The sequence below is a fragment of the Algoriphagus sp. genome (assembly GCF_013373065.1).
In the GTDB taxonomy this organism is placed as follows: domain Bacteria; phylum Bacteroidota; class Bacteroidia; order Cytophagales; family Cyclobacteriaceae; genus Algoriphagus.
This window is the reverse complement of sequence record NZ_JABXIN010000003.1, coordinates 321,970-343,762: the sequence shown is the minus strand read 5'-3', so window position 1 is coordinate 343,762 and position 21,793 is coordinate 321,970. Positions and strand designations below refer to the sequence as shown.

The following is a 21,793-nucleotide window of genomic DNA, read 5'->3' as shown; positions in this document are numbered from 1 at the left end:
ACATGGAAAGTACAGTAGCACAAAAACTCGACGCTATTTATAATTTACAGCTGATAGATTCAAAACTTGACGCCATCGTCAAAGTAAGAGGAGCGCTTCCAGAGGAAGTTCAAGATCTTGAAGACGAAATAGCCGGCTACGAAACTAGACTTGAAAAATTTCAAAGAGAAATTGATTCCTACGAAGAGGATATCAAGAATTTGAAAGAAAGCATCAAGGATTCTGAAAAGCTGATTAAAAAATACCAAGATCAGCAAATGAATGTTCGAAATAATCGGGAATACGATGCGATTACCAAAGAACTCGAACTTCAAGATCTGGAAATTCAAGTAGCCCGAAAGAAAATTGCTGAAGCAGGCGTAAAAATCGATCAGAAAAAGTTGGATCTAGATGACCTCGAGGCTGTCATGCAAGATCGTCAGAAAGATTTGGATCTTAAGAAGAACGAACTTTCTACGATTGTAGCTGAGAGTGAAGCTGAAGAAGCCAAACTAAATGCCGATCGCGAAAAGTCGGTCAAAAAAGTAGATGAGCGATTGTATAAGTCTTACGAAAAGATTCGGGCAAATGCCAGAAATGGCTTAGCTGTCGTAATGGTGAAAAGAGGGGCTTGTGGCGGTTGCTTTAATACTGTTCCACCTCAAAGACAAGCTGACATCAGAGAAAAGAAAAAGCTGATTGTCTGCGAACATTGCGGAAGAATTCTTGCTGGTGTAGAAGACGAGATCGTCGAAGAAAAGCCAAAGAAAAAGCGAACAGCTAAAGGATAAAATCAAAACCCCAACGTTAAAGCGTTGGGGTTTATTTTTTTCTGGCAAATAAATTTGCTTTGCCCCAATTTAAATCCCTATATTGAATTGATGCTAAGGGGATTGATAATCATATTGGTTTCATTTTTAAACTTTCAGGCTTTCGCTGAAAATCCTGGATCAAAAACCTTCTTGGTTTTGTTTAAATCCCAAGAATTGCAGCAGTATCACACAAGCTTAGAATCAATAGAAGCCCAGTTTTCAGCCTTTGAAACGAAAACCTATGATGGAAACTCTGAGCTTGCCTTGATAATAGAAATCTCATCCTGCGACTTCGATGAGTGCTTTTTGGGAGATTTTTTGGTGACCGTAAATGAAAAAGAATCCATCCAATTACAGGAAATTGCTTTTCGACTTTTTGACCTTACCGAAAACAAAGAAACGCTGAGCAACTATCTAAGTCTCGGTGGGACGGAAAGCAACCCTCACCACAAAAAAGAAAAAAAGGTAGCTACAGCCCTATGAGGTGAGCTCGATCATTTCCCTTTCGAAGCACAAAAGTCTCCTCCCCCACTTGTTCTATCAAGTACAAACAGAGATTACTGTGTTCAAATTGATCCATGTATCTCAAATCATAATTAAAAATAAGACTCAAAAAAATACGCATCGCTCTTCCATGCATGCAGACGAGAATCGTTTCTCCCGGACCTTTCAAAATATTTTCGATCCCCCTTCTCATCCTGACTGCCACTTGATTAGGGCTTTCTCCACCTGCAATAGCATAATCTAAATTCCCCAATTGCCACTGGTGAAGCATGTGTTTATAATATTCATTTTCTTGAGGTGTCATTGGGGTCCCTTCATATTCACCCCAAGAAATTTCATTTAGTTCTGGCAAAACTCCCGTTGGAATTCCTCTCTGAATAAACTGCTCAATGGACTGCTTCGTGCGGATCAGTGCCGTATGGTAGATTTGGTCAAAATTCACATGTTGGTAAGCTTCAAAAAAAGCCTTGGCTTGTGCCAGTCCTCGCTCATTAATGGGTGCATCAATACCACTTCCCTGCACCACTCCTCGTAGATTAAAGTCCGTTTGACCGTGTCTTACCAAATAAATTTTTTTTCGAAGCATTTTCTATATTTTTGTCCAAGCTCAAAGAAAATCAATTCCCAAAAATATCCATGATTTTTCAATCTAAGCCATCCCTTGAGGAATTAAACAAAAGCAGTGAGAATACGCTGGTTAGTCATCTTGGAATCGTTTTTACAAAACTAGGGTCAGATTCAATTACGGCAACTATGCCGGTAGACGCTAGAACCAAACAGCCTTTAGGCTTGTTACACGGAGGTGCTAATGTAGTGCTTGCCGAAACCCTAGGAAGTATTGCTTCTTCTTTGACAATCGACACTTCCAAACAGACCTGTGTTGGTTTAGAAATAAATGCAAATCACCTTAAATCTGTACGATCTGGAACTGTTAAAGGAATTGCAGCACCTATCCACTTGGGAAGAAGCACGCAGGTTTGGGAAATAAAAATTTACAACGAAAATGAATCCCTCTGCTGTATAAGCAGAATTACGATGGCGATTTTGGATAAAAAATGATTGAATCACTAGCAGCCAAATCTCTTTCACTATACCAGGCTCTTGATCAGATATTATCAGCTGGTTTTCAATTTGGAGGGTCTTTTGCCCTTTGGAGGAAGCCTCAATCGACTGAATTGGAAATATCTTTTGATGACGCCAAGGAGGCAAAAAAAATCAGCCTAAGTCTTGAGGATGCTCCTGCGGGTTTTATAATCCATCCATTTGAGGATCAGGAAGATCAAATGGCTTATTTTATCGAGGCGAAGGAGTACTTCAAAATCTCCATTAGTGAAGATCAAGATTCCATTCAACTTCCCAATTGGGTTCAACGATTAGAAGCCCCGACCGATAAAAAATACTTTTTTCAAAAGTTGGATATAGACTTTATCAGTGAAATAAAATCCAATCGGGATGGTTCTTCTAAAGTAGATTTTCTGAATTTGGTAGAGAAAAGTATAGCCTCTATTTCTGAAGGTTATCTAGAAAAGGTGGTCCCTGCTCGCACAAAAAAACTTCCTATCCCAAGTGATTTTGATTTGGCAAAAAGCCTTTTGAGTTTATTAAAATCCTATCCAAACTCTTTTGTAAACTTTTTCCATCTTCCCGGTATTGGAACTTGGATGGGAGCAAGTCCCGAGATTTTAATTGAAACCAAAGGAGATTGGTTTTACACCATGTCATTGGCAGGCACACAATCTGCAAAAGGTGAAAACCCTCTTAAAGCTGCTGCTTGGACACAAAAAGAAATTGAGGAGCAGGCTTTGGTCAGTCGATACATTGTAGACTGTTTCAAAAAAATCAGGCTTCGGGAATATGAAGAACATGGACCCAAAACTGTCTTAGCAGGAAACCTTTTGCATCTTCGTTCTGATTTTCGAGTAAATATGAAGGAAACCAATTTCCCTCAACTCGGATCCGTGATGCTACAACTGCTTCATCCCACATCGGCTGTATGTGGTATGCCGAGAAAACCAGCCCATGATTTCCTGAAAAGCTATGAGGGGTTTGACCGAAAGTTTTTCGCAGGTTTTATTGGCCCTGTAAACATTGAAAACCAGACTTCCATCTTTGTAAATCTTCGAACTGCTTCATTCTCAAAAGACCAAATCACCCTCTATGCTGGAGCTGGAGTGACAGAAGATTCCAATCCTGAAATGGAATGGGAAGAAACTGAAATGAAGTGTGAAATCATTGGTAAGTTTATCCAAAACCCTCAACTGTGAGCCTTCAAGCAATTATTGATTTAGTAGAAATTTGTGCAAGGAAAGGGGTAAAAAACGCAATTTTATCTCCGGGCTCAAGATGCGCACCTCTTACGATCGCTTTTGCACGTCATCCTCAAATCCATACCAGAACGGTTTCTGATGAACGTTCCGCCGCCTTTATTGCTCTCGGAATGGCTCAACAGCTAAATGAACCAGTGGTATTGGTTTGTACATCAGGTTCTGCTGCCCTTAACTATTTTCCAGCTATTGCAGAAGCTTATTTTCAAGAGATTCCTCTATTGATTTTGACTGCAGATCGGCCTCCAGAATGGATCGATCAATGGGATGGGCAAACTATTTTCCAAGCCAATGTATATGGAAATCACATTAAAAGGTTTTTCCAATTCCCGGATAGCTTCGGAACAACTGATCAGTTATGGCACAGCCATCGAATCGTCAATGAGGGAATCAATCTCAGTCAAAGTGGCCCAAAAGGTCCGGTTCATATTAACATTCCGCTTCGAGAGCCCTTTTATCCGAAAAAAGGAGAAGCATTAATTCCTTCTTCTCGAATTTCCATTTTTTCACACGAAAAACCCCTTCGCCAGCTTTCTGAGGCTACTCTTTTGGAATTGGACAATGAACTTCGACAATACCAACGAATTCTGATTATTCCGGGACAGCAACAACCCAATGCTCTGCTCCAATCCATCTTGGAAAAGCTAGTAATAGAAAAGCAACTAGTGGTCGTTGCAGATAGTATATCAAACCTTCAAGGTTCAGGAAGTATTACTTTCCATGATCATTGGTTGGGAAATGAGGAATTCAACAAAAACCTGAAGCCAGACTTAGTAATCACGTTCGGGAAGTCACTTATTTCAAAACCGCTGAAATTATTTCTCCGAAAAAATGAAATAATCCACTGGCACATCCAAGCTCATGAGGGTGTCAATGATACTTTTCAGCAGCTACATAGATTAGTCGAATGTGAACCGCTGTATTTTTTAAAGTGGTTGTTAGAAAAACTTCCACAATTAGAAAAAGGATATTTTGAATCTTGGCAAGAGTTAGAACAAAAGGTTCAGGAAAATCTTCCCCGTTTATTGGAGCAGGCTTATTTTGGTGAGTATCAAGCCTTGCAAACAATTCTGCGTGAAATTCCTGCAGATTCCAAAATCCAATTAGCCAACTCCATGGCAGTACGCTATGTAAACTTTCTTGGGAAAAGAGCGCAAGAAATCTATTGTAATCGTGGGACGAGCGGAATCGACGGAACGAACAGTACTGCAGTGGGCTGTTGTTTGGAAACTTCATGGTTTGTCACCATCATTACCGGGGATTTGGCATTTTTCTACGACCGAAATGCTTTTTGGCATAATTACCCTACCCCTAACCTGCGAATTATTCTACTGAATAATCATGCGGGAGGAATTTTCCGCTTGATTGAAGGCCCAAAAGATCAACCAGAACTTGAAGAATATTTTGAGACCCATCAAGCCCTATCTGCCAAGTTTATCTCTCAAGAATATAAGTTTGATTATTCCCTTTCAAAGAATATTCAGGAATTGAAGCAAGCCTTAGAAGGATTTTATCAGGCTAGTTCCGAACCTAAATTATTGGAAATCGAAAGCGATAGCACCCAAAATGCTGAGATTCTGAAATCAATAAAAGAAATGATTTCTCAGAAGTTAAAGGAGAGCCAATAAGAGATAAGTCCTTTAGTTGAACTCCCATTTTTAAAAGGAATTTTGGTAAATCTACCTATTAAGAAATGGGGTATTTCATGGCTTTATTCGAAGATTGAATTCTTTTACCTTTTGATTAAAATCTCCTCTAATTCTTCCAATGATTTGTTCTTTGTTTCCGGAACTACAAAAATCACAAAAAAGAACCCTAAAGCTGCAAAAAGGCCATAAAGCAGGAAGGTGGTACTACTTCCCATAGTGTCCAATTGCCAAGGAAAAAACTGTTGTACCAAATAGCTAATCAGGGAATTGATAAAACCAACAAATGAGATGGCTGCTCCTTTGATATGAATTGGAAAAAGTTCCGAAAATAAAACCCACATCACGGGACCAATTGAAATCGCAAAGGACGCAACGAAGCCGAGAATGCCAACCAAAATCAAAGTTGGATTCATTTGAATAGCTGCTGTAATTAGATTTGACTCGTAAGCTAATGCATCTTTTTCACCAAGACTTTCTCGAATTGCCTCTTTAAAGCTTACGTCATCCTCAAAAATCGTTTGAATGAGGGGAGCTAAACGTTCTTGATTGATCTCTGTTGGGAGAGTTTTTACTGACTCGGATGTCAATTCATAGGTAGCATCACCAAACCCATACGCTAAAAGACCCATACATAGAGCAATTCCAGCTAACCCCAAAAGTAACAAAGGCTTTCTTCCGAGGCGATCTATAAAAAGAATCGCCAAAACCGTAAAGACTAAATTGGTTAAGCCTACCAAAATTGCCTGAATAAAGGATGCATCTGTTCCAATTCCGGATTGCTCAAAAATCATTGGCGCATAGAAAAACACCGAATTGATTCCAGTGATCTGTTGAAGTATCGCAATTACAACCCCGATGATTAAAACCAATCGATAGGCAGGTTTGAAAAACTCGGTTAGCTTGACTTTTTCTTTGTCCTTTTCTTCATGAATACTTCGAATAGCATCATTAATCTGTTTTTTAGCATCTTCTAGATTGGTGAATTGATTCATGATCAACATGGCCTGATCTGTCTGACCTTTCATCACCAACCAACGGGGACTTTTAGGGACAAAAAACAAACCAACATAAAACAGAACTGCTGGCAAAAACTCCAATCCCAGCATCCATCGCCAATTCCACTTTTCAAACCCCAAGCTCAAGGCCCAATCTGAATCAAGTTCTCCCAATTGAAGAATTAAATAATTCGTAAAAAAAGCTACCGAGATACCAATTACAATATTCAGCTGATTGAAAGAAACCAATCTTCCCCGCATCGCAGGAGGTGCTATTTCTGCAATGTACATGGGGGCCAGAATCAAAGAAGCTCCCACACCGAATCCTCCAATCATACGAGCAATAACCAGACTCACAAAATCTGGAGCTACTGCAGAGCCAAATGCACTTATCGCATAGAGAATCGCCGCTACCTGAAGAACCTTCCTTCTACCATATCGATCGCTGAGGGGGCCGGAAACCATCATAGCCAATGTTGCCGTCAAAGTAAGGGAAGCTACAGACCAACCTAGTTCGAGTTTGGTTAAGTCAAATTCTGTTTCGATAAACTTAACCACACCAGAAATTACGGATGCATCGAAACCCATCAAAAATCCCCCTAGTGCTACAATAAGGGAAATCCGTATCGTATAAGATTGATTTTTTGTCATAGGATTTTGGGTTGAATTGTTATGGTTAGCTAGTGACTTTATTTGAAATCCCTTTTGGTAGAATTAGATACTTGCTAGAAAATTAGATAATAAACCTATAAGTAATTAAATCAATTGATTCTAAACTTCCCAAAATTACACCCCCACAATACCACATCATCCCTCCTTCAAAAATTTCACAAAGCAGAAAAGAAATATAGGAAAAGGCCTACATTTTAATTTTGAAGCTTATTTTAGCTACACCAAAACCTCAACGTTGGAACCTACTAGGTACATCAATTTGATTTGCTTATTGGTTAAAATCAATGCCCAAAAACCCATGAAATACGGATTTACATTTCTCTTATTTTTCAATCTTATTGTTCACTCCTGGGGGCAAAATCCCGGACTTCCTTTTTCAAAATTTTACTCCTCACACGAATACCAAGGAGGAATCCAAAATTTTTCCTTTACCCAAAGCACTGCCGGCCTAATCTATGTTGCGAATAATTTTGGATTATTAGAGTATGATGGAGCCGAGTGGAGAAGATATGCTTTACCCAACAGTACAAAAATCAGGGACGTCGCCATTGATGAAAGCGGAATCATTTATGCCTCTGGCCAAGCAGAATTCGGATATTTCAAACCAGACCAAAAAGGGGCACTTATTTATCATTCATTAGCAGACAAACTTCCCGAAAACAGTAAAAATCTGGAGGAAATATGGAAAATCCATTTCATCAGGGAAATGGTAATTTTTTGCACCTTTGACAAACTTTTCATTTTTAATAAAGACCAAGAATTTCAATCCGTATTAGACGGTGAGCAGGATTTTGAGAGTTTCCACCTTACCAATAACAAGCTTTATGTAAACCAAAAATCAAAAGGACTGCTTGTTTTTGAAAACAACAAACTAGTCCCTGTCAATGAGGGGGCATTTTTTGCTGACAAGCTCATTGCAGGATTTATTTCGCTTTCAAACAACCGTCATTTAGCATTTACTCGGAACCAAGGAGTTTTTGAAATTTCCGGCACTAGAGTTCAGCCTTGGGAAAGTACACTCCCTAAGGATGTACAGATCAATGAGGCTAAACAACTCAAAAATGGAAATTTAGCGATCGGAACCCAGCGTCATGGATTATATATTTTGGATACGAATGGCGAGGATCTTCTTGAGATGAATAAGGAAAATGGATTACGGAACAATTCCATTTTATCCCTTTTTGAAGACATTAGTGGAAATTTGTGGATTGGACATAACAATGGAATCACTCTTTTAGAACTCAGCCTACCCTTTCGGTTAATCGATCAATTTTCAGGTTTACCGGGTACTGGGTATGATGCTTTTTTGAGAGAGAATGAGATTTTCTATGGCACGAACTATGGACTTTTTTCTGAAAAAATAGAAGCCGGATCTTCAAAAAAGACCAGTCCATTAATCAATGGTACCGGGCAGGTGTATCAAATTACACAAATTCAAAACCTTTTGCTTTCAGCTCAGAATGATGGTGCATTTCTTTTGGAAAATAGAAAAGCAAACCGGATCGATGGACCGACTGGCATCTGGAACTTCCAACCACTTAAGGATCATCCTGAATTGATTATCAGTGGTAGTTATAATGGCCTGCTTTTGTATGAAATTAGAAATAACTCCATTCGATTTTTACGAAAATTAAATGGGTTTAATGAGTCTTCCCGATTAATCGAGCAGGACGGCAACGGGGACATTTGGATGGCGCACGGATATAAGGGAATCTACCGCTTAAAACTAAATGAAAGCCTGGATTCAGTCACTTTCAAATACTATGGAACAGAATCAGGACTTCCAACAAATCTGCTTAATAGTGTTTGGAAACTAAATAATGAGCTTGTTTTCTCTACGGAATATGGGCTTTACCGATTCAATGCAGATCAGGATAGATTTGAAAAACACCCTACTTTCGAAAAATATTTTGAGCCGGATTTTTTGGCTACAAGCATGGTCGAAGATCCCTTAGGAAATATTTTCTATATCGGGGAAAAAGAAGTGGGGATTCTGGAACGGCAAATCAACGGAACCTACATAAAAAACTATCAGATCTTTAATAAAATCAAGCCATTCCTAAACGATGACCTTCAGAATATCTCCCTCATTCGTGCCAATGAGGTGCTTTTCGCAGCAAATGAGGGTTTTATTTGGTATAAATTGGATAAAAACTTTAGCCCTTCCATTTCTTTCCCTACACTTATTCGATCTGTTTATTTAACAGGTGCTTCTGACTCCTTGATTTCCCAAGGTGATTATTTGCAAAGAGATACCTTCACTAATTCTAAATCTGAAATAGAAGTTCCAGCTATCCCCTATAAAGAAGCCAATTTGAGATTCGAGGCAAGTAACCCTATTCCAAACAATGAGAATACCACCCAATTTCAATTTTGGCTAGAAGGACTGGAAGATGGATATGGTGACTGGACGACCAAACGGGATAAAGCCTACACCAATTTAAGAGAAGGGGACTATATTTTTCATGCAAGAAGCAAGAATATCTATGGGGAGATTTCAGAGGAAGATCGGTATTCTTTTATAGTTCTTCCCCCTTGGTATAGAAGCACCCTCGCCTATCTTTTTTATACACTTGCGGGAATCTTATTGCTCTATCTTCTTTTCAAGTATTTGGATAAACGAATGAAGGAAGAGGCCGCTCAAATCAAGGAAGCCCAAACAAAAGTGATTCAACAAAAAGAAAAAGACCTCAAAAGTTCAAAGCAGGAAATTGAACGACTCAAAACGGAAAAGCTCAAATCAGAGATCCAAAGCAAAAACAAGGAGTTGGCTTCTGCCACTATGCATTTGATCAACAAAAATGGATTTATTGTTCAAACTAAATCCAACCTGAACAATATCATCAAGAAAAGTAAAAATCAGGAGGTCAAAAACGAGATTAAAAAGATCATTCAAAATATCGAAAAGAACATTGCTGGTGACAAAGATTGGGAACAGTTTGAAATGCATTTTGACGAGGTACATGGTGATTTTATGACTCGATTCAAAGCAGCCTTTCCTGATCTCAGTCCACAAGAAATCAAATTGAGTGCTTACTTGAGAATGAACCTTTCCTCCAAGGAAATTGCCAATTTGATGAATATTACGATCAGAGGGGTGGAAATTGCACGGTACAGGCTACGGAAAAAAATTCAATTGGAACGTTCCGAAAACCTGCAGGAATTCATCCTTAAATTTTAATGATTTACAAACTAGAATCGGGAGAATTTCTTCTCCCGATTTTTTGTGAAAAATAGATCATCAGTCCAATTTGTCCGAGTTCTGCTAAAGTCAAAGGAATCAAACTTAAAAAAGCCGCTAATCCGGTGAACATCAGAAAACCTCCAATAATCGTGAGAATTCCTACAATCAAAGGAATGGTAGAGAAACGATTTTTATACCCTAAAAAGGCCATTCCCAATAGAACATAGAAAAAACCAAACGAACTGATTTTGATTAGGTAATAATCACCTAATTCAAAGAAATCCGCTTGAAGAGCAAATAAGTCAACAATCATCCAAATCGCATTGGCTCCTACCATCATCCAAGCTCCTATCTTCAAAAATGAATTAGCGAAATAAGAGGCTAAGCGAACCCAAGCCAACATAAATAAGATGTGGCTGAAATAAGATCCTACTTTAATAAAGGAAAAACCGTTTCTGCTGATTTCCTCTTTTCCTCCGATATACTCTATTTCAAACCCTAACTCAAAAACGGATAAAAAGAAATAGATGACACCTGCTGCAATCCCCAAATAGATAAAAGAATTTTTTCTAGAGAAGTTTTCTCCTCAAAACCTTTAAAATCCAAAGCCTCAAAAAGAGCCTTAATGGTATAGGACCTTGGAGTCACCTCCCCTGCTTCGATGCGTTGAATGGTTCTTACATTCAGATTACATTTTTCGACCAACTCTTATTGAGTCAATCCTTTGGCTTTTCTCAATTCAGAAATTTTCTTGCCTAATTCTGGTTGTTTCATAGTGAAATGTGTTTTTGGTTTGACCATGGCAAGATGTTTTGTATGGAAGATTTTTAGAACGAAAAAGGGGCGGAATTGACCCGACATTTACCCGACATATAGCTTTATCATTTCTAAAACAGCGTTTTCTCCCATTTTTACAATAGTGACAACACTTTCTTTAGGGCTGGATTTCTGTTCTCAGCTTTCCATATTACAGATAACTCTGTAAACTGAGAAATCCCAGGTATTTCCATAAAGCGGACATTAAGATCATATCCCTCTTTCAAGGAGGTAGGAATAATCGCTACCCCCAAACCGTTTTCAACCAATCGAAAGATGGTTAAGGCATGGACGGATTTGTGTTTGACATGAGGATTAAATCCTGCAGCTCTACAAATCCCAATGATTTGCTCATAGTAATAATTTGAATAATCCGATGAAAAAAGGATAAAGGATTCTTGGGCAAATTGGGCAATAGACTTAAAGTCTGATTTGTGAATGGGGTGATTTTGGGGTACAACAATGGAGAAAGTATCTCTAAAAACAGGTTTAATGGACAAGTCTTCTGGAACCGATGCCAAACGAACGAATCCCAAATCCAATTTATCTTTTTGGAGCATTTCCACCTGGATTTGATTACTCAATTCTTCCAAACTAGTGGAGATCAATGGAAAATTTGAATTTAAGCGATTCAGTAAGTCCGGTAAAAGCTGATTCGAAGCCGAACCTAAAAATCCTATTCGGAGCTCCCCCACCTTTCCTGATGCAATTTCCCGAATTTGAAGTCTAACGTTTTCCAGGTGGTTCAGTACAAATTCAACTTCCTCTTTTAAATATTCACCTGCTGCAGTACAGGAGACATGCTTTTTATCCCGCTCAAAAAGCTGTACCCCTAATTCCATTTCAAGTTGCTTGATTTGGCGACTAAGGCCCGGCTGGGATATAAAGAGTCGCTCTGCAGCTTTTCTGTAATTCAATTCTTCAGCAACAGCCTGAAAATAATGTAAATGCCTTAGCTCCATTGATACCTTACAGTTATTATTAATTGATAAAAATAGTATCAATAAGCATCATTAGAAAGCTCTACCTTTGAAAAAGCTTGAAGACCAAGCCAAAAGCTCTTGAAACTCGAACAAGAAAACCCGAAAACCGCCTTTCTCCGAAACCAATGCAAACATTCCATTACGGACAAGACCATCTCAGTGCATCCTGGGCTTTGAAATTAGCCAGAAAGGAAGCTACAGGTGTTTTCAGTAAAGAAACCATCCAAAAAGTAAAAGCATCTGCCGAAGCAGTCAACAAAATCGCCCAGGGTGAAAAAGCTGTTTATGGAATCAATACAGGCTTTGGCCCACTATGTACCAGCATTATTTCCCCAGAACAGACCACCACTTTACAGGAAAATCTTCTGAAAAGCCATGTAGTCGGTGTGGGTGAACCTGTGGATGCAGAAATCACCAAGTTGATGATGGTTTTGAAAATTCATGCTTTGGCGCAAGGTTTTTCTGGAATCCAATTCGAAACACTTGAGCGAATTCATTGGATGTTGGAAAATGACATCTTACCTATTGTTCCTAGTCAAGGTTCTGTTGGAGCATCCGGAGATTTAGCACCCTTATCCCATTTATTTCTGCCATTGATTGGATTTGGAAAGGTATTATACAGGGGAACTGTGCTTACAACTGCAGAAGTACTCCGGCAATTTGAAAAGACACCCCTCTCATTAGGTCCCAAAGAAGGCTTGGCATTAATCAATGGTACCCAATTCATGTCCGCCCATGGCATCCGAATCGTTGAAAAATTCCATAATCTTCTTGAAAATGCCTCCTTAACAGGGGCTTTGATGATTGAAGGGTTGATGGGTTCTGCCAACCCTTTTTCAGCAGAACTTCACGCGTTACGGCCATTCGCAGGAAATCAGCACGTTGCTCATACTATAGCCAACCTTCTCAAAGGATCCGAAATAGTCGTTTCTCATCTAAACTGCACGAGAGTCCAGGACCCTTATTCCCTACGATGCATTCCCCAAGTGCATGGTGCTAGCTGGAATGCATGGCTTCACCTGAAGGAGACCCTCGAAATCGAAATCAACTCTGTGACTGATAATCCAGTCGTATTTAATGAAAATCACACGGTATCAGGTGGACATTTTCATGGGCAGCCTATTGCGATGACTTTTGATTATGCATGCTTGGCTGCTTCAGAAATTGGAAATATTTCTGATCGGCGAATTTATCTTTCCATAGAAGGAGATACCCCAGGAGTTCCCAAATTACTCCTAAAAGAAACCGGGCTTAACTCAGGATTGATGATTCCTCAGTATACTTCTGCGGCTTTGGCCTCCGAAAACAAAGGATTATGCTTCCCAGCATCGGCAGATTCAATCCCAACATCCCTAGGGCAAGAAGATCATGTCAGCATGGGGAGTATTGGTTCCAGAAAAGCACTCCGAGTGATTGAGAATGTGGAAAAAATCCTAGGAATTGAACTCTTCTATGCAGTGCAAGCGATTGATTTCCATCAACCTCTACAATCCGGACCAATTCTCCAGAAAATTTATGAATTTGTCAGATCCTGCATAAAACCTATCACAGAAGACCGAATCATGTCTGACGATATGGAGGAGGCGATACAACTTATTCGTGAAGGGCGTCTAGTACAATTAGCTAACCAATTAGCCACTAATAGTGGGCTCCCCTATCATACTCCGTGGACAGAAGTTTTCAATTATTAAAGCCCTGCTTATGAAAAATCAAAAGCTAATCGGCCCCATCTCCCAATTGATTACCATGCGTGCGCTTCCTTTACGAGGAGCACTTTCAGATGATCAATTAGAAATCATACCCAACGCTGGCATTTGGATTAAAAACGATAAAATCGAAGCGATTGGGAGTTTTGAATCACTTCGAAAGCAAGTAGATTGGAATTATACCAGCCGGAAATTTCTGGAAGGAAATTATGTTGCTTTACCAGGCTTTATTGATTGTCATACCCACATCTGTTTTGGGGGTAGCAGGGCAAAAGATTTTACCCTACGAAATGCTGGGAAGAGCTACTTGGAAATAAGTAAAGCCGGAGGAGGAATTTGGGATACTGTCCAACAGACCAGAGCCTTATCTGTATTTGCGCTAGCAAAAAAAACCTTTGACCATGCACAGCGACATCTTTCAGAAGGAGTCACCACCATTGAAGTCAAAAGTGGCTATGGGTTGTCCGTTTCAGAGGAAATCAAAATGCTGAGTGCCATTCAAAAAACCAATAATCGCACAGCAGCAGACCTTATTCCATCCTGTCTTGCCGCTCACGCACTGCCTAGGGATTTTGAGGGGAATAAAACAGAATACATTCGAGAAATTACCGAGAAACTTCTTCCAATCATTCACAAAGAAAAATTATGCAATCGCGTAGATGCATTTGTAGAGCAATCCGCTTTTAATCCTGAAGAGGTACTGCCCTATTTCAAAAAAGCCAAAGAACTTGGATTTGACATCACGGTCCATGCTGATCAATTTTCCACAGGAGGCTCCAAGTTAGCAATAGAGATTGGAGCAGCATCCGCAGATCATTTGGAGGCATCTGGAAAAGAAGAAATTCAACGTTTAGCACAATCGAATACCATTGGTGTTGCGCTTCCCGGAGCAAGTATTGGCTTAGGGTGTGGCTTTACTCCTGCCCGACAACTCTTGGATCAGGGTGGGATTTTAGCCATCGCTTCAGATTGGAATCCAGGATCGGCACCTATGGGAGACTTGTTAACGCAAGCTAGTATTCTGGCGACCTTTGAAAAATTAACCACAGCAGAGGTATTTGCTGGGATAACCTTTCGGGCAGCAGCTACCTTAAAACTCTCTGACAGAGGAACACTCACCCCAGGCCAACTTGCAGACTTTAACTTATTCCCTACTTCTGACTATCGTGAAATTCTTTACCAACAAGGTAAAATGAAGCCAGAGATGGTCTGGAAAAACGGTAAGAGAGTTTAAAAAAATCACTCTTTTAAATGTAAGAATCCTTTCTAAAAAAAATTGCCATGGATTTTCAATCCCAAATAAAACAAGGAATCCCTTCCGTTTTACCTGCCAGAAAAAGAAGAAATCCGAGCCTTTCCCATGCCCCAAAACGGAAAGACATTCTTACTTCCGAAGAGAAAAAGCTAGCCATTATAAATGCATTACGATATTTTCCCATTGATTGGCATAAAGAACTGGCTCTGGAATTTGCCGAGGAATTACATGAATATGGGAGGATCTACATGTATCGATTTATGCCAGACTATTCCCTATATGCGCGGCCTATCGATGACTATCCTGCGAAAACCAAACAGGCTGCAGCGATCATGTTAATGATTCAAAATAATTTGGATCCAGCCGTTGCACAGCATCCTGAAGAATTGATTACCTACGGAGGGAATGGGGCTGTTTTTCAAAACTGGGCTCAATACCTGCTTACGATGAAATATCTTTCCGAAATGACGGAGAACCAAACACTTCATATGTATTCAGGTCACCCCATGGGACTTTTTCCATCTTCCCCCATTGCACCCAGAGTCATTGTTACTAATGGAATGATGATTCCAAATTATTCTAAACCCGATGATTGGGAGCGATTTAATGCACTTGGGGTCACGCAATATGGACAAATGACCGCAGGTTCTTATATGTACATTGGTCCTCAGGGAATCGTTCATGGAACCACAATCACCGTCATGAATGCTTTCCGAAAAAGGTTGGAATCGGGGGAAAGTCCAAAAGGGAAAATTTTCCTCACAGCAGGTTTAGGCGGTATGAGTGGTGCCCAACCCAAAGCCGGAAATATTGCAGGTTGTATCACCGTTTGTGCAGAGGTAAATCCAGCTGCTGCTTCCAAAAGGCATAAACAAGGTTGGGTAGATGAATTAATTGAGGACCTCAATAGTCTTGTCATTCGAGTAAGACAGGCAAAATCCAGAGAAGAAGTAGTATCCATCGCCTACCTAGGAAACATTGTGGATGTTTGGGAACGGTTTGATGAAGAAGAAATTTTTGTTGAATTAGGTTCAGATCAGACATCCCTCCACAATCCTTGGGCAGGAGGTTATTACCCGGTTGGATTAAGTTTTGAAGAATCCAATAAAATGATGGCTGAAAATCCTACAAAATTCAAACAAGCCGTTCAGGAATCACTCCGCCGCCATGCTGCCGCAATTAATCGACATACAGCAAAGGGGACTTATTTCTTCGACTATGGAAATGCCTTTCTTTTGGAAGCTTCCCGGGCAGGTGCGGATGTAATGGCAGAAAATGGAATAGACTTCCGCTACCCGAGCTATGTACAGGATATTCTGGGACCGATGTGTTTTGATTATGGCTTTGGTCCTTTCCGATGGGTTTGTACTTCCGGAAAACCAGAGGATTTAAAAAAGACCGATCAAATCGCGGCTGAAGTTTTACGCGAAATAAAATCGCTTTCACCGGCATCTATTCAGCAGCAAATGCAGGATAATATCACCTGGATTGGGGAAGCTGAAAACAACCAATTGGTAGTGGGATCGCAAGCTCGAATCCTCTATGCTGATTCCGAGGGCCGAATTAAAATCGCAAAAGCCTTTAACCAAGCAATTTCATCAGGTGAAATTACAGCCCCTATCGTGTTGGGACGGGATCATCACGACGTAAGTGGGACAGATTCTCCTTACCGGGAAACGAGTAATATTTATGATGGAAGCCGATTTACGGCAGATATGGCCATTCAAAATGTGATTGGAGATAGTTTCCGAGGTGCCACTTGGGTTTCGATTCACAATGGCGGTGGTGTAGGCTGGGGAGAAGTGATCAATGGGGGTTTCGGAATGGTGCTAGATGGAACACCGGAAGCAGAGCAACGACTTGAATCCATGCTTTTTTACGATGTAAATAATGGAATTGCAAGAAGAGCTTGGGCAAGAAATTCAGGATCTCTGGAAGCAATACAACGGGAAATGGAGCGAAGCCCAGGATTAAACATTACGCTTCCAAATTTGGTAGAGCAGCAGATTATCGATCAAATCCCTAATTTGTAGTATGAATTCACTTCACCAAAACCCGGGGCCTCAACATTGGTCTGGTAGAAAATCAGAGCAAAAAGAATATTGGTATCAATGGGTTGACTACCAATCGAATTTGCAATTCCAAAATGAAGCTGGAAAAAAAATCGGGATTTTAGGTTATCCGGGAGAAGTGGGGGTGCGAAGAAATCAAGGAAGACCTGGAACTAAAGATGCGCCGGATTTAATCCGGAAATTTTGGGGAAGCTCGGCTTATCACCTTCAAAAAGAGATTCCAATTATTGATTATGGAAATATTCTGACCCTGAATAATGACTTGGAATCCACGCATGAAAAAATTACTGAATCAGTTCATTCCTTATTGGTAAGTCAGCATTTTCCGATTCTTTTAGGAGGTGGGCACGATTTAGCCTATGCCCATGGAAAAGGCATTTTCAGATACTTACTTCCAAAAGGTGAAAAATTAGGCATTATCAATCTAGATGCACATTTTGACCTTAGACCATTGGCACAAGGAATGAGGCATTCTGGCTCTCCATTTTCCCAATTAGCTAATGAATATTCTGAAAACTTCAATTATCTGGTTTGGGGAATTCAAGAAGCTGCAAATTCGAAATCACTTTTTGAGATAGCCAAATCCGTCCATGCAAAATTCTTCACTATGGAAGAAATTCAATCCAAAAGCTGGGAATTTATGGAGCAGCAATTGGTCGCTTTTATGGATTCAGTCAATAAGATTTACCTAAGCATCGATTTAGATGGTTTTTCTTCAGCAGTTGCGCCGGGAGTTTCTGCACCTTCTCCTATGGGGTTCAGCCCAGAACAAGCTTTCAAAGTCCTTGAATTGATCGCAAAAAGCAAAAAACTGATTTCAATGGATATAGTAGAACTCAATCCAAGATTTGATCAGGACAATGCCACCGCAAGACTTGCTGCACGCTGCACCGAATTTGTACTCCGCAAAACCTTCGGCTAAATCAAAATCTTCTTTTTTCCGCTTCTTTATTCTTTGTACTTAGTTCATCGTACTTTCTACTTGACACCTACTTCTCCAAAGCATCCCAAAGAATCTCTACAGGATGCATGGCATTTCTTCCCGTTCCATCTGAGATCTGATGACGGCAGGAAGTTCCTGGTGCAACAATGAGAGTATTGGAATCAGCTTTTCGTACTGCCGGAAACAGTACCAATTCCCCGACCTGCTGTGAAACTTCAAAGTGTTCTTTTTCATACCCAAAGCTACCTGCCATACCACAGCAACCACTTGGAATAGTTTCCACAGAATAATTGGCTGGAAGGGAAAGAATTTTCTGAGTCCAAGAAACTGCAGAAAGTGCCTTTTGATGGCAATGGCCATGCAATTTGATCTTTTTGCTTTTGGTAGTGAATTGCTCAGGTTTGATATTTCCGGCAGTTATTTCCTGTCCCAAGAATTCATCAATCAATTTCACATGAAACTTCAATTTCTTTGCCGCAGAAACTAATTCAGGACTAACAATCCGTGGATATTCATCCCGGAAACTTAAAATAGCAGATGGTTCCAAACCGATCAAAGGCGTATTTCCATCAATCAGTTTTTCAAAAATCCGAACATTAGCTTCTGCATGCTTTTTAGCTTTGGGTAAAAGGCCTTTGGACAATGCGGATCTACCACTTTCCTCATGATCTACGATTTTGACCTCATAGCCCAATTTCTTCAAAAGGGAAATCGCTTTGATACCAATTTGGGTGTCGTTATGATTCGTGAATTCATCTACAAAGAAATAAACCGACTTGATGACTTTTTCTGCTCCAGGAAGAGAAGCATAATGCTTTTTATACCATTTTCTCAAGCTGATCGGGCTGATTTCCGGAAGATTCCGGCTAGGTGCCACATTCAGAATGGACTTCATCAGTCCGCCTGTAAGTGAATTCCTGAGGAAGAAATTGGCTATTCCAGGCACTTTGGAACCCAATTCATTCAGCTCATTGATATAGGCAAATGCCTTGGACCGAAGTGGAACTCCATGGGTCTTTTGGTATTGGTACAAAAATTCCGCCTTCATGCTGGCCATGTCCACATTGGAGGGACATTCGGCGGTACAGCCTTTGCAGCTCAGACAAAGGTCAAGCGCCTCTTTAATCTCGGGATGGTCAAAGGCATTTTCCTTTATATCCAAGGTCAAAAATTCCCGTAGTGTATTTGCCCTCCCCCGAACCGTATCCTTTTCATTTCGGGTTGCCATGTAGCTAGGACACATGGTTCCGCCCGATCCCGGCAATTTCCGACAGTCACCTGAGCCATTACACTTTTCAGCCATTCGGAGAATACCCCCTACATTTGAAAAATCAATAAGGGTCTGATGTTCAGGAGTCTCCATTCCCGGCTCATAGCGAAGGAATTTATTCATGGGAGCCGCATCCACGATTTTGCCGGGATTAAAAATATTCTTTGGATCCCAGGTGTATTTGATTCTTCGGAAAAGCTCATAACTCTTCTCTCCAACCATCAGGGGAATAAATTCTGCCCGCACGCGACCGTCTCCATGTTCCCCGGAAAGTGAGCCTTGATATTTCTTCACCAACTCCGCAGAAGCTTTGGATATCCTGTAAAAATCTTCCACTCCTTCTTTCTTCTTCAAGTCTAATACGGGACGCAAATGAATTTCTCCAGCGCCTGCATGAGCATAGTGAACGGGCTTTTGGTTGAATTCAACCATCATTTGGTCAAACTCGTCGATGTAATCTGCCAAATCCTCAATATCGACCGCCGTATCTTCGATACAGGCAACCGCTTTGGCATCACCGGGAATATTGGCAAGAAGCCCCAAGCCTGCCGCCCGAAGCGCCCAAGCGGATGCTACTTTCTCCGGCTCAATGATTGGATAGGCATACCCTAATTTTTCTTTTTGTAAATCTTCAACCAAAGCCGCCCCTTTGGCCATTGCTTCTTCCAAAGTTTTACCCCGAAATTCAATCATCAGAATCGCTTCAGGATCTCCCTCCACGAAGTAGCGGTTTTTGGAGTATTCGATGCTTTCCTTAGTACAGTCGAGAATGATTTTATCCATCAATTCCACCGCAGTCGCCGGATGCTTCATAGCGACTTGGGCGGATTTCATACTTTCATGGATACTTTCAAAATGAGCAGCCACAACAATCTCAATGGGGTCAGGTAGCGGGTCAAGGCTGATTTTGATTTCGGTAGTGAAAGCCAACGTTCCTTCTGAACCCGCCAAAAGCTTACAAAAGTTGAATTTTTCCTTTCCTTCAAAAAACTCAGATTTCAACAATTCATCTACTGCATAGCCTGTATTTCGGCGGTGGATGGACTTTTTGGGAAATTGGGCATGAATTTCTTCCCGGATTTCAGGATTGTTGAGTTCATCGAAAATCTGACGATAGAGCTGTCCTTCTAAATCCTTTTGCCCACACTTTCGATCAAAATCATCCTGAGAAATTTCTCCGAAAACCACCTTATTCCCATCACTAAGAATAGTGTTGAGTGAAATCACCTTATCTCGGGTCACGCCGTAGACAATGGAAGTCGTCCCAGAGGAATTATTCCCTACCATCCCTCCTATCATCGCTCGGTTTGCGGTAGAAGTAATCGGACTAAAAAAGAGACCATATGGCTTCAGAAAGCGGTTAAGTTCATCCCGAACCACACCCGGCTGAACACGAACCCAACGTTCTTCCTTATTAAATTCCAGTATTTGGGTAAAATGCTTGGAAACATCCACGACGATGCCATTGCCCACACACTGACCTGCTAAAGATGTTCCTGCTGTTCGGGGAATCAAGGAAGTTCCATGTTCAGAGGCAAAATGAATCAGTTTTTGGATATCCCACTCAGACTTGGGAAAAGCTACCGCCAAAGGCATCTCCCGATAGACTGATGCATCCGTAGCATAAAGCGTTCGGCTAAGTCGATCAAACTGCAAATTGCCTTCCAATTGCGTAGCGAGTTTTTCCAATAAAGGAATAAGGTTAGGCTGGTTTGTAAGCATGGGATAAAAATAGCTTTCTGACTAGAATAAAGAAACGGAGTGAATGGAAATAAAAAAGAAGTAATTATTTCGCATTATTATATTTAATCGCTTAATCATTGAATTTTATTCAAAACTAAACCTTCATGTTCTTCTACCTTTCCCAGTTTTTGAGTTTTTTGGCTATGCCGCTGACTATTGTCCTTATTTTAATTCTTGGCGGAGTGGTTTTTATCAAGAGGAAATGGGGGAAAAAGTTGCTTTGGTCTGGAATTGGGCTTTTGCTCTTTTTCACCAATCCTTTTCTATCCAATTTGGCTTTGTTGTTTTGGGAGCCAGATTTTAAGTCATTTGAAGAAATCCGAACTCATGAGATCGGAATTGTCCTCACCGGGGTGACGAATATGAGCAAAACGGCTTATGATCGCACCTTTTTCAACAAGGGTGCCGACCGAATCACCCATGCGCTCCAACTCTATCGAATGGGGAAAATCAAAAAAATCCTAATTACCGGAGGTCAGGGGCTTAACCCTGTGAACCCACAAACAGAAGCAGAATTATTGAAGCGTTTTTTGGTTATGACCGGAATGCCTGAGTCCGACATTCTCATCGAGAATGAAGCGAAAAACACCGCTCAAAACGCCCAGTTTACAAAAGAATTCCTAAAGGAAAAGGGAATAAATACCAACCAGCAGTTTTTATTGATCACTTCTGCTTTTCATATGTACCGGGCAAAGGGCTGTTTTGATAAGGTGGGATTGGCTACCGAAACATTCCCTGTGGATTATTATTCACATGACGTCAAATACGACATCCCTTCCTTATTTTTTCCAGATCCTTTTTCATTGGAATATTGGACCAAGCTATTTAAAGAATGGATAGGAATTGTGGTTTATAAGCTGGTAGGATATATGTAAAAGGAGAAGTT

Annotated in this window: 16 protein-coding genes; 11 read left to right on the top strand and 5 right to left on the bottom strand. The window is 40.5% G+C overall.

From position 1 onward, the window contains the following. The first annotated feature begins 2 nt into the window (after nt 1-2). Both HWE15_RS03915 and HWE15_RS03910 read left to right on the top strand, forming a co-directional pair. Nucleotides 3-770 carry a C4-type zinc ribbon domain-containing protein gene (locus tag HWE15_RS03915; protein WP_290506191.1) on the top strand — a complete coding sequence of 256 codons (768 nt, stop codon included), beginning with the start codon at nt 3-5 and terminating at the stop codon, nt 768-770. A gap of 90 nt (nt 771-860) precedes the next feature. Continuing rightward, on the top strand, nt 861-1,274 hold the full coding sequence (locus HWE15_RS03910) for a hypothetical protein (RefSeq protein WP_290506190.1): 414 nt from the start codon (nt 861-863) through the stop codon (nt 1,272-1,274). Here the strand turns inward: HWE15_RS03910 and HWE15_RS03905 are convergent. Further along, entirely contained in the window at nt 1,261-1,881 is a 621-nt protein-coding gene (locus tag HWE15_RS03905) for a histidine phosphatase family protein (RefSeq protein ID WP_290506189.1), read from the bottom strand. The two genes, HWE15_RS03910 and HWE15_RS03905, sit on opposite strands and share 14 nt — an antisense overlap. Nucleotides 1,882-1,931: 50 nt before the next feature. Between HWE15_RS03905 and HWE15_RS03900 the strand changes: the two genes are divergently transcribed. Genes HWE15_RS03900 through menD form a run of 3 tightly spaced genes read left to right on the top strand, consistent with a single transcriptional unit; the run spans nt 1,932 to nt 5,247 of the window. Continuing rightward, entirely contained in the window at nt 1,932-2,354 is a 423-nt protein-coding gene (locus HWE15_RS03900) for a hotdog fold thioesterase (RefSeq protein ID WP_290506188.1), read from the top strand. Further along, the gene (locus HWE15_RS03895) at nt 2,351-3,559 is read left to right on the top strand and encodes a chorismate-binding protein (RefSeq protein WP_290506187.1); all 1,209 of its coding nucleotides are present in this window, start codon (nt 2,351-2,353) and stop codon (nt 3,557-3,559) included. The genes HWE15_RS03900 and HWE15_RS03895 overlap by 4 nt, the downstream gene beginning before the upstream one ends. Continuing rightward, entirely contained in the window at nt 3,556-5,247 is a 1,692-nt protein-coding gene (menD, locus tag HWE15_RS03890) for a 2-succinyl-5-enolpyruvyl-6-hydroxy-3-cyclohexene-1-carboxylic-acid synthase (RefSeq protein ID WP_290506186.1), read from the top strand. Before HWE15_RS03895 ends, menD begins: the two co-directional genes overlap by 4 nt. Nucleotides 5,248-5,351: 104 nt before the next feature. On the opposite strand, the gene HWE15_RS03885 is transcribed toward menD, so the two are convergent. Continuing rightward, complete coding sequence (locus HWE15_RS03885; RefSeq protein WP_290506210.1) at nt 5,352-6,956, bottom strand: sugar porter family MFS transporter; 1,605 nt, start codon at nt 6,954-6,956, stop codon at nt 5,352-5,354. A gap of 277 nt (nt 6,957-7,233) precedes the next feature. Here HWE15_RS03885 and HWE15_RS03880 point away from each other — a divergent pair, with 277 nt between their 5' ends. Beyond that, on the top strand, nt 7,234-10,116 hold the full coding sequence (locus tag HWE15_RS03880) for a two-component regulator propeller domain-containing protein (protein ID WP_290506185.1): 2,883 nt from the start codon (nt 7,234-7,236) through the stop codon (nt 10,114-10,116). A gap of 4 nt (nt 10,117-10,120) precedes the next feature. Here the strand turns inward: HWE15_RS03880 and HWE15_RS03875 are convergent, their stop codons facing one another. After that, nucleotides 10,121-10,669, bottom strand: coding sequence for a hypothetical protein (locus tag HWE15_RS03875; protein WP_290506184.1), 549 nt, complete (start codon nt 10,667-10,669; stop codon nt 10,121-10,123). 361 nt (nt 10,670-11,030) lie between these two features. Next, nucleotides 11,031-11,897: a LysR family transcriptional regulator gene (locus HWE15_RS03870; protein ID WP_290506183.1), complete on the bottom strand. Its 867-nt coding sequence runs from the start codon at nt 11,895-11,897 to the stop codon at nt 11,031-11,033. Nucleotides 11,898-12,043: 146 nt separating this feature from the next. Between HWE15_RS03870 and hutH the strand changes: the two genes are divergently transcribed. From hutH to hutG, 4 genes are read left to right on the top strand one after another with little or no spacing between them, the layout of a single operon-like run. Continuing rightward, nucleotides 12,044-13,609 (top strand): histidine ammonia-lyase, encoded by a 1,566-nt coding sequence (hutH, locus tag HWE15_RS03865; protein WP_290506182.1) that lies wholly within the window; start codon nt 12,044-12,046, stop codon nt 13,607-13,609. A 10-nt stretch (nt 13,610-13,619) separates the two neighbouring features. After that, complete coding sequence (gene hutI, locus HWE15_RS03860; RefSeq protein ID WP_290506181.1) at nt 13,620-14,858, top strand: imidazolonepropionase; 1,239 nt, start codon at nt 13,620-13,622, stop codon at nt 14,856-14,858. Between the two features lie 47 nt (nt 14,859-14,905). Then, complete coding sequence (locus HWE15_RS03855) at nt 14,906-16,912, top strand: urocanate hydratase (RefSeq protein ID WP_290506180.1); 2,007 nt, start codon at nt 14,906-14,908, stop codon at nt 16,910-16,912. Between the two features lies 1 nt (nt 16,913). Beyond that, nucleotides 16,914-17,873 (top strand): formimidoylglutamase, encoded by a 960-nt coding sequence (gene hutG / locus HWE15_RS03850; RefSeq protein ID WP_290506179.1) that lies wholly within the window; start codon nt 16,914-16,916, stop codon nt 17,871-17,873. 67 nt (nt 17,874-17,940) lie between these two features. On the opposite strand, the gene HWE15_RS03845 is transcribed toward hutG, so the two are convergent. Then, on the bottom strand, nt 17,941-20,886 hold the full coding sequence (locus tag HWE15_RS03845; protein WP_290506178.1) for an FAD-binding and (Fe-S)-binding domain-containing protein: 2,946 nt from the start codon (nt 20,884-20,886) through the stop codon (nt 17,941-17,943). A gap of 125 nt (nt 20,887-21,011) precedes the next feature. Here HWE15_RS03845 and HWE15_RS03840 point away from each other — a divergent pair, with 125 nt between their 5' ends. Next, the gene (locus HWE15_RS03840) at nt 21,012-21,782 is read left to right on the top strand and encodes a YdcF family protein (protein ID WP_290506177.1); all 771 of its coding nucleotides are present in this window, start codon (nt 21,012-21,014) and stop codon (nt 21,780-21,782) included. Nucleotides 21,783-21,793 lie beyond the last annotated feature (11 nt).

Coding starts and splice junctions, on each gene's coding strand:
- HWE15_RS03915 (WP_290506191.1), top strand. CDS start 3: ATGGAAAGTACAGTAGCACAAAAACTCGACGCTATTTATAATTTACAG.
- HWE15_RS03910 (WP_290506190.1), top strand. CDS start 861: ATGCTAAGGGGATTGATAATCATATTGGTTTCATTTTTAAACTTTCAG.
- HWE15_RS03905 (WP_290506189.1), bottom strand. CDS start 1,881: ATGCTTCGAAAAAAAATTTATTTGGTAAGACACGGTCAAACGGACTTT.
- HWE15_RS03900 (WP_290506188.1), top strand. CDS start 1,932: ATGATTTTTCAATCTAAGCCATCCCTTGAGGAATTAAACAAAAGCAGT.
- HWE15_RS03895 (WP_290506187.1), top strand. CDS start 2,351: ATGATTGAATCACTAGCAGCCAAATCTCTTTCACTATACCAGGCTCTT.
- HWE15_RS03880 (WP_290506185.1), top strand. CDS start 7,234: ATGAAATACGGATTTACATTTCTCTTATTTTTCAATCTTATTGTTCAC.
- HWE15_RS03870 (WP_290506183.1), bottom strand. CDS start 11,897: ATGGAGCTAAGGCATTTACATTATTTTCAGGCTGTTGCTGAAGAATTG.
- hutH (WP_290506182.1), top strand. CDS start 12,044: ATGCAAACATTCCATTACGGACAAGACCATCTCAGTGCATCCTGGGCT.
- hutI (WP_290506181.1), top strand. CDS start 13,620: ATGAAAAATCAAAAGCTAATCGGCCCCATCTCCCAATTGATTACCATG.
- HWE15_RS03855 (WP_290506180.1), top strand. CDS start 14,906: ATGGATTTTCAATCCCAAATAAAACAAGGAATCCCTTCCGTTTTACCT.
- hutG (WP_290506179.1), top strand. CDS start 16,914: ATGAATTCACTTCACCAAAACCCGGGGCCTCAACATTGGTCTGGTAGA.
- HWE15_RS03845 (WP_290506178.1), bottom strand. CDS start 20,886: ATGCTTACAAACCAGCCTAACCTTATTCCTTTATTGGAAAAACTCGCT.
- HWE15_RS03840 (WP_290506177.1), top strand. CDS start 21,012: ATGTTCTTCTACCTTTCCCAGTTTTTGAGTTTTTTGGCTATGCCGCTG.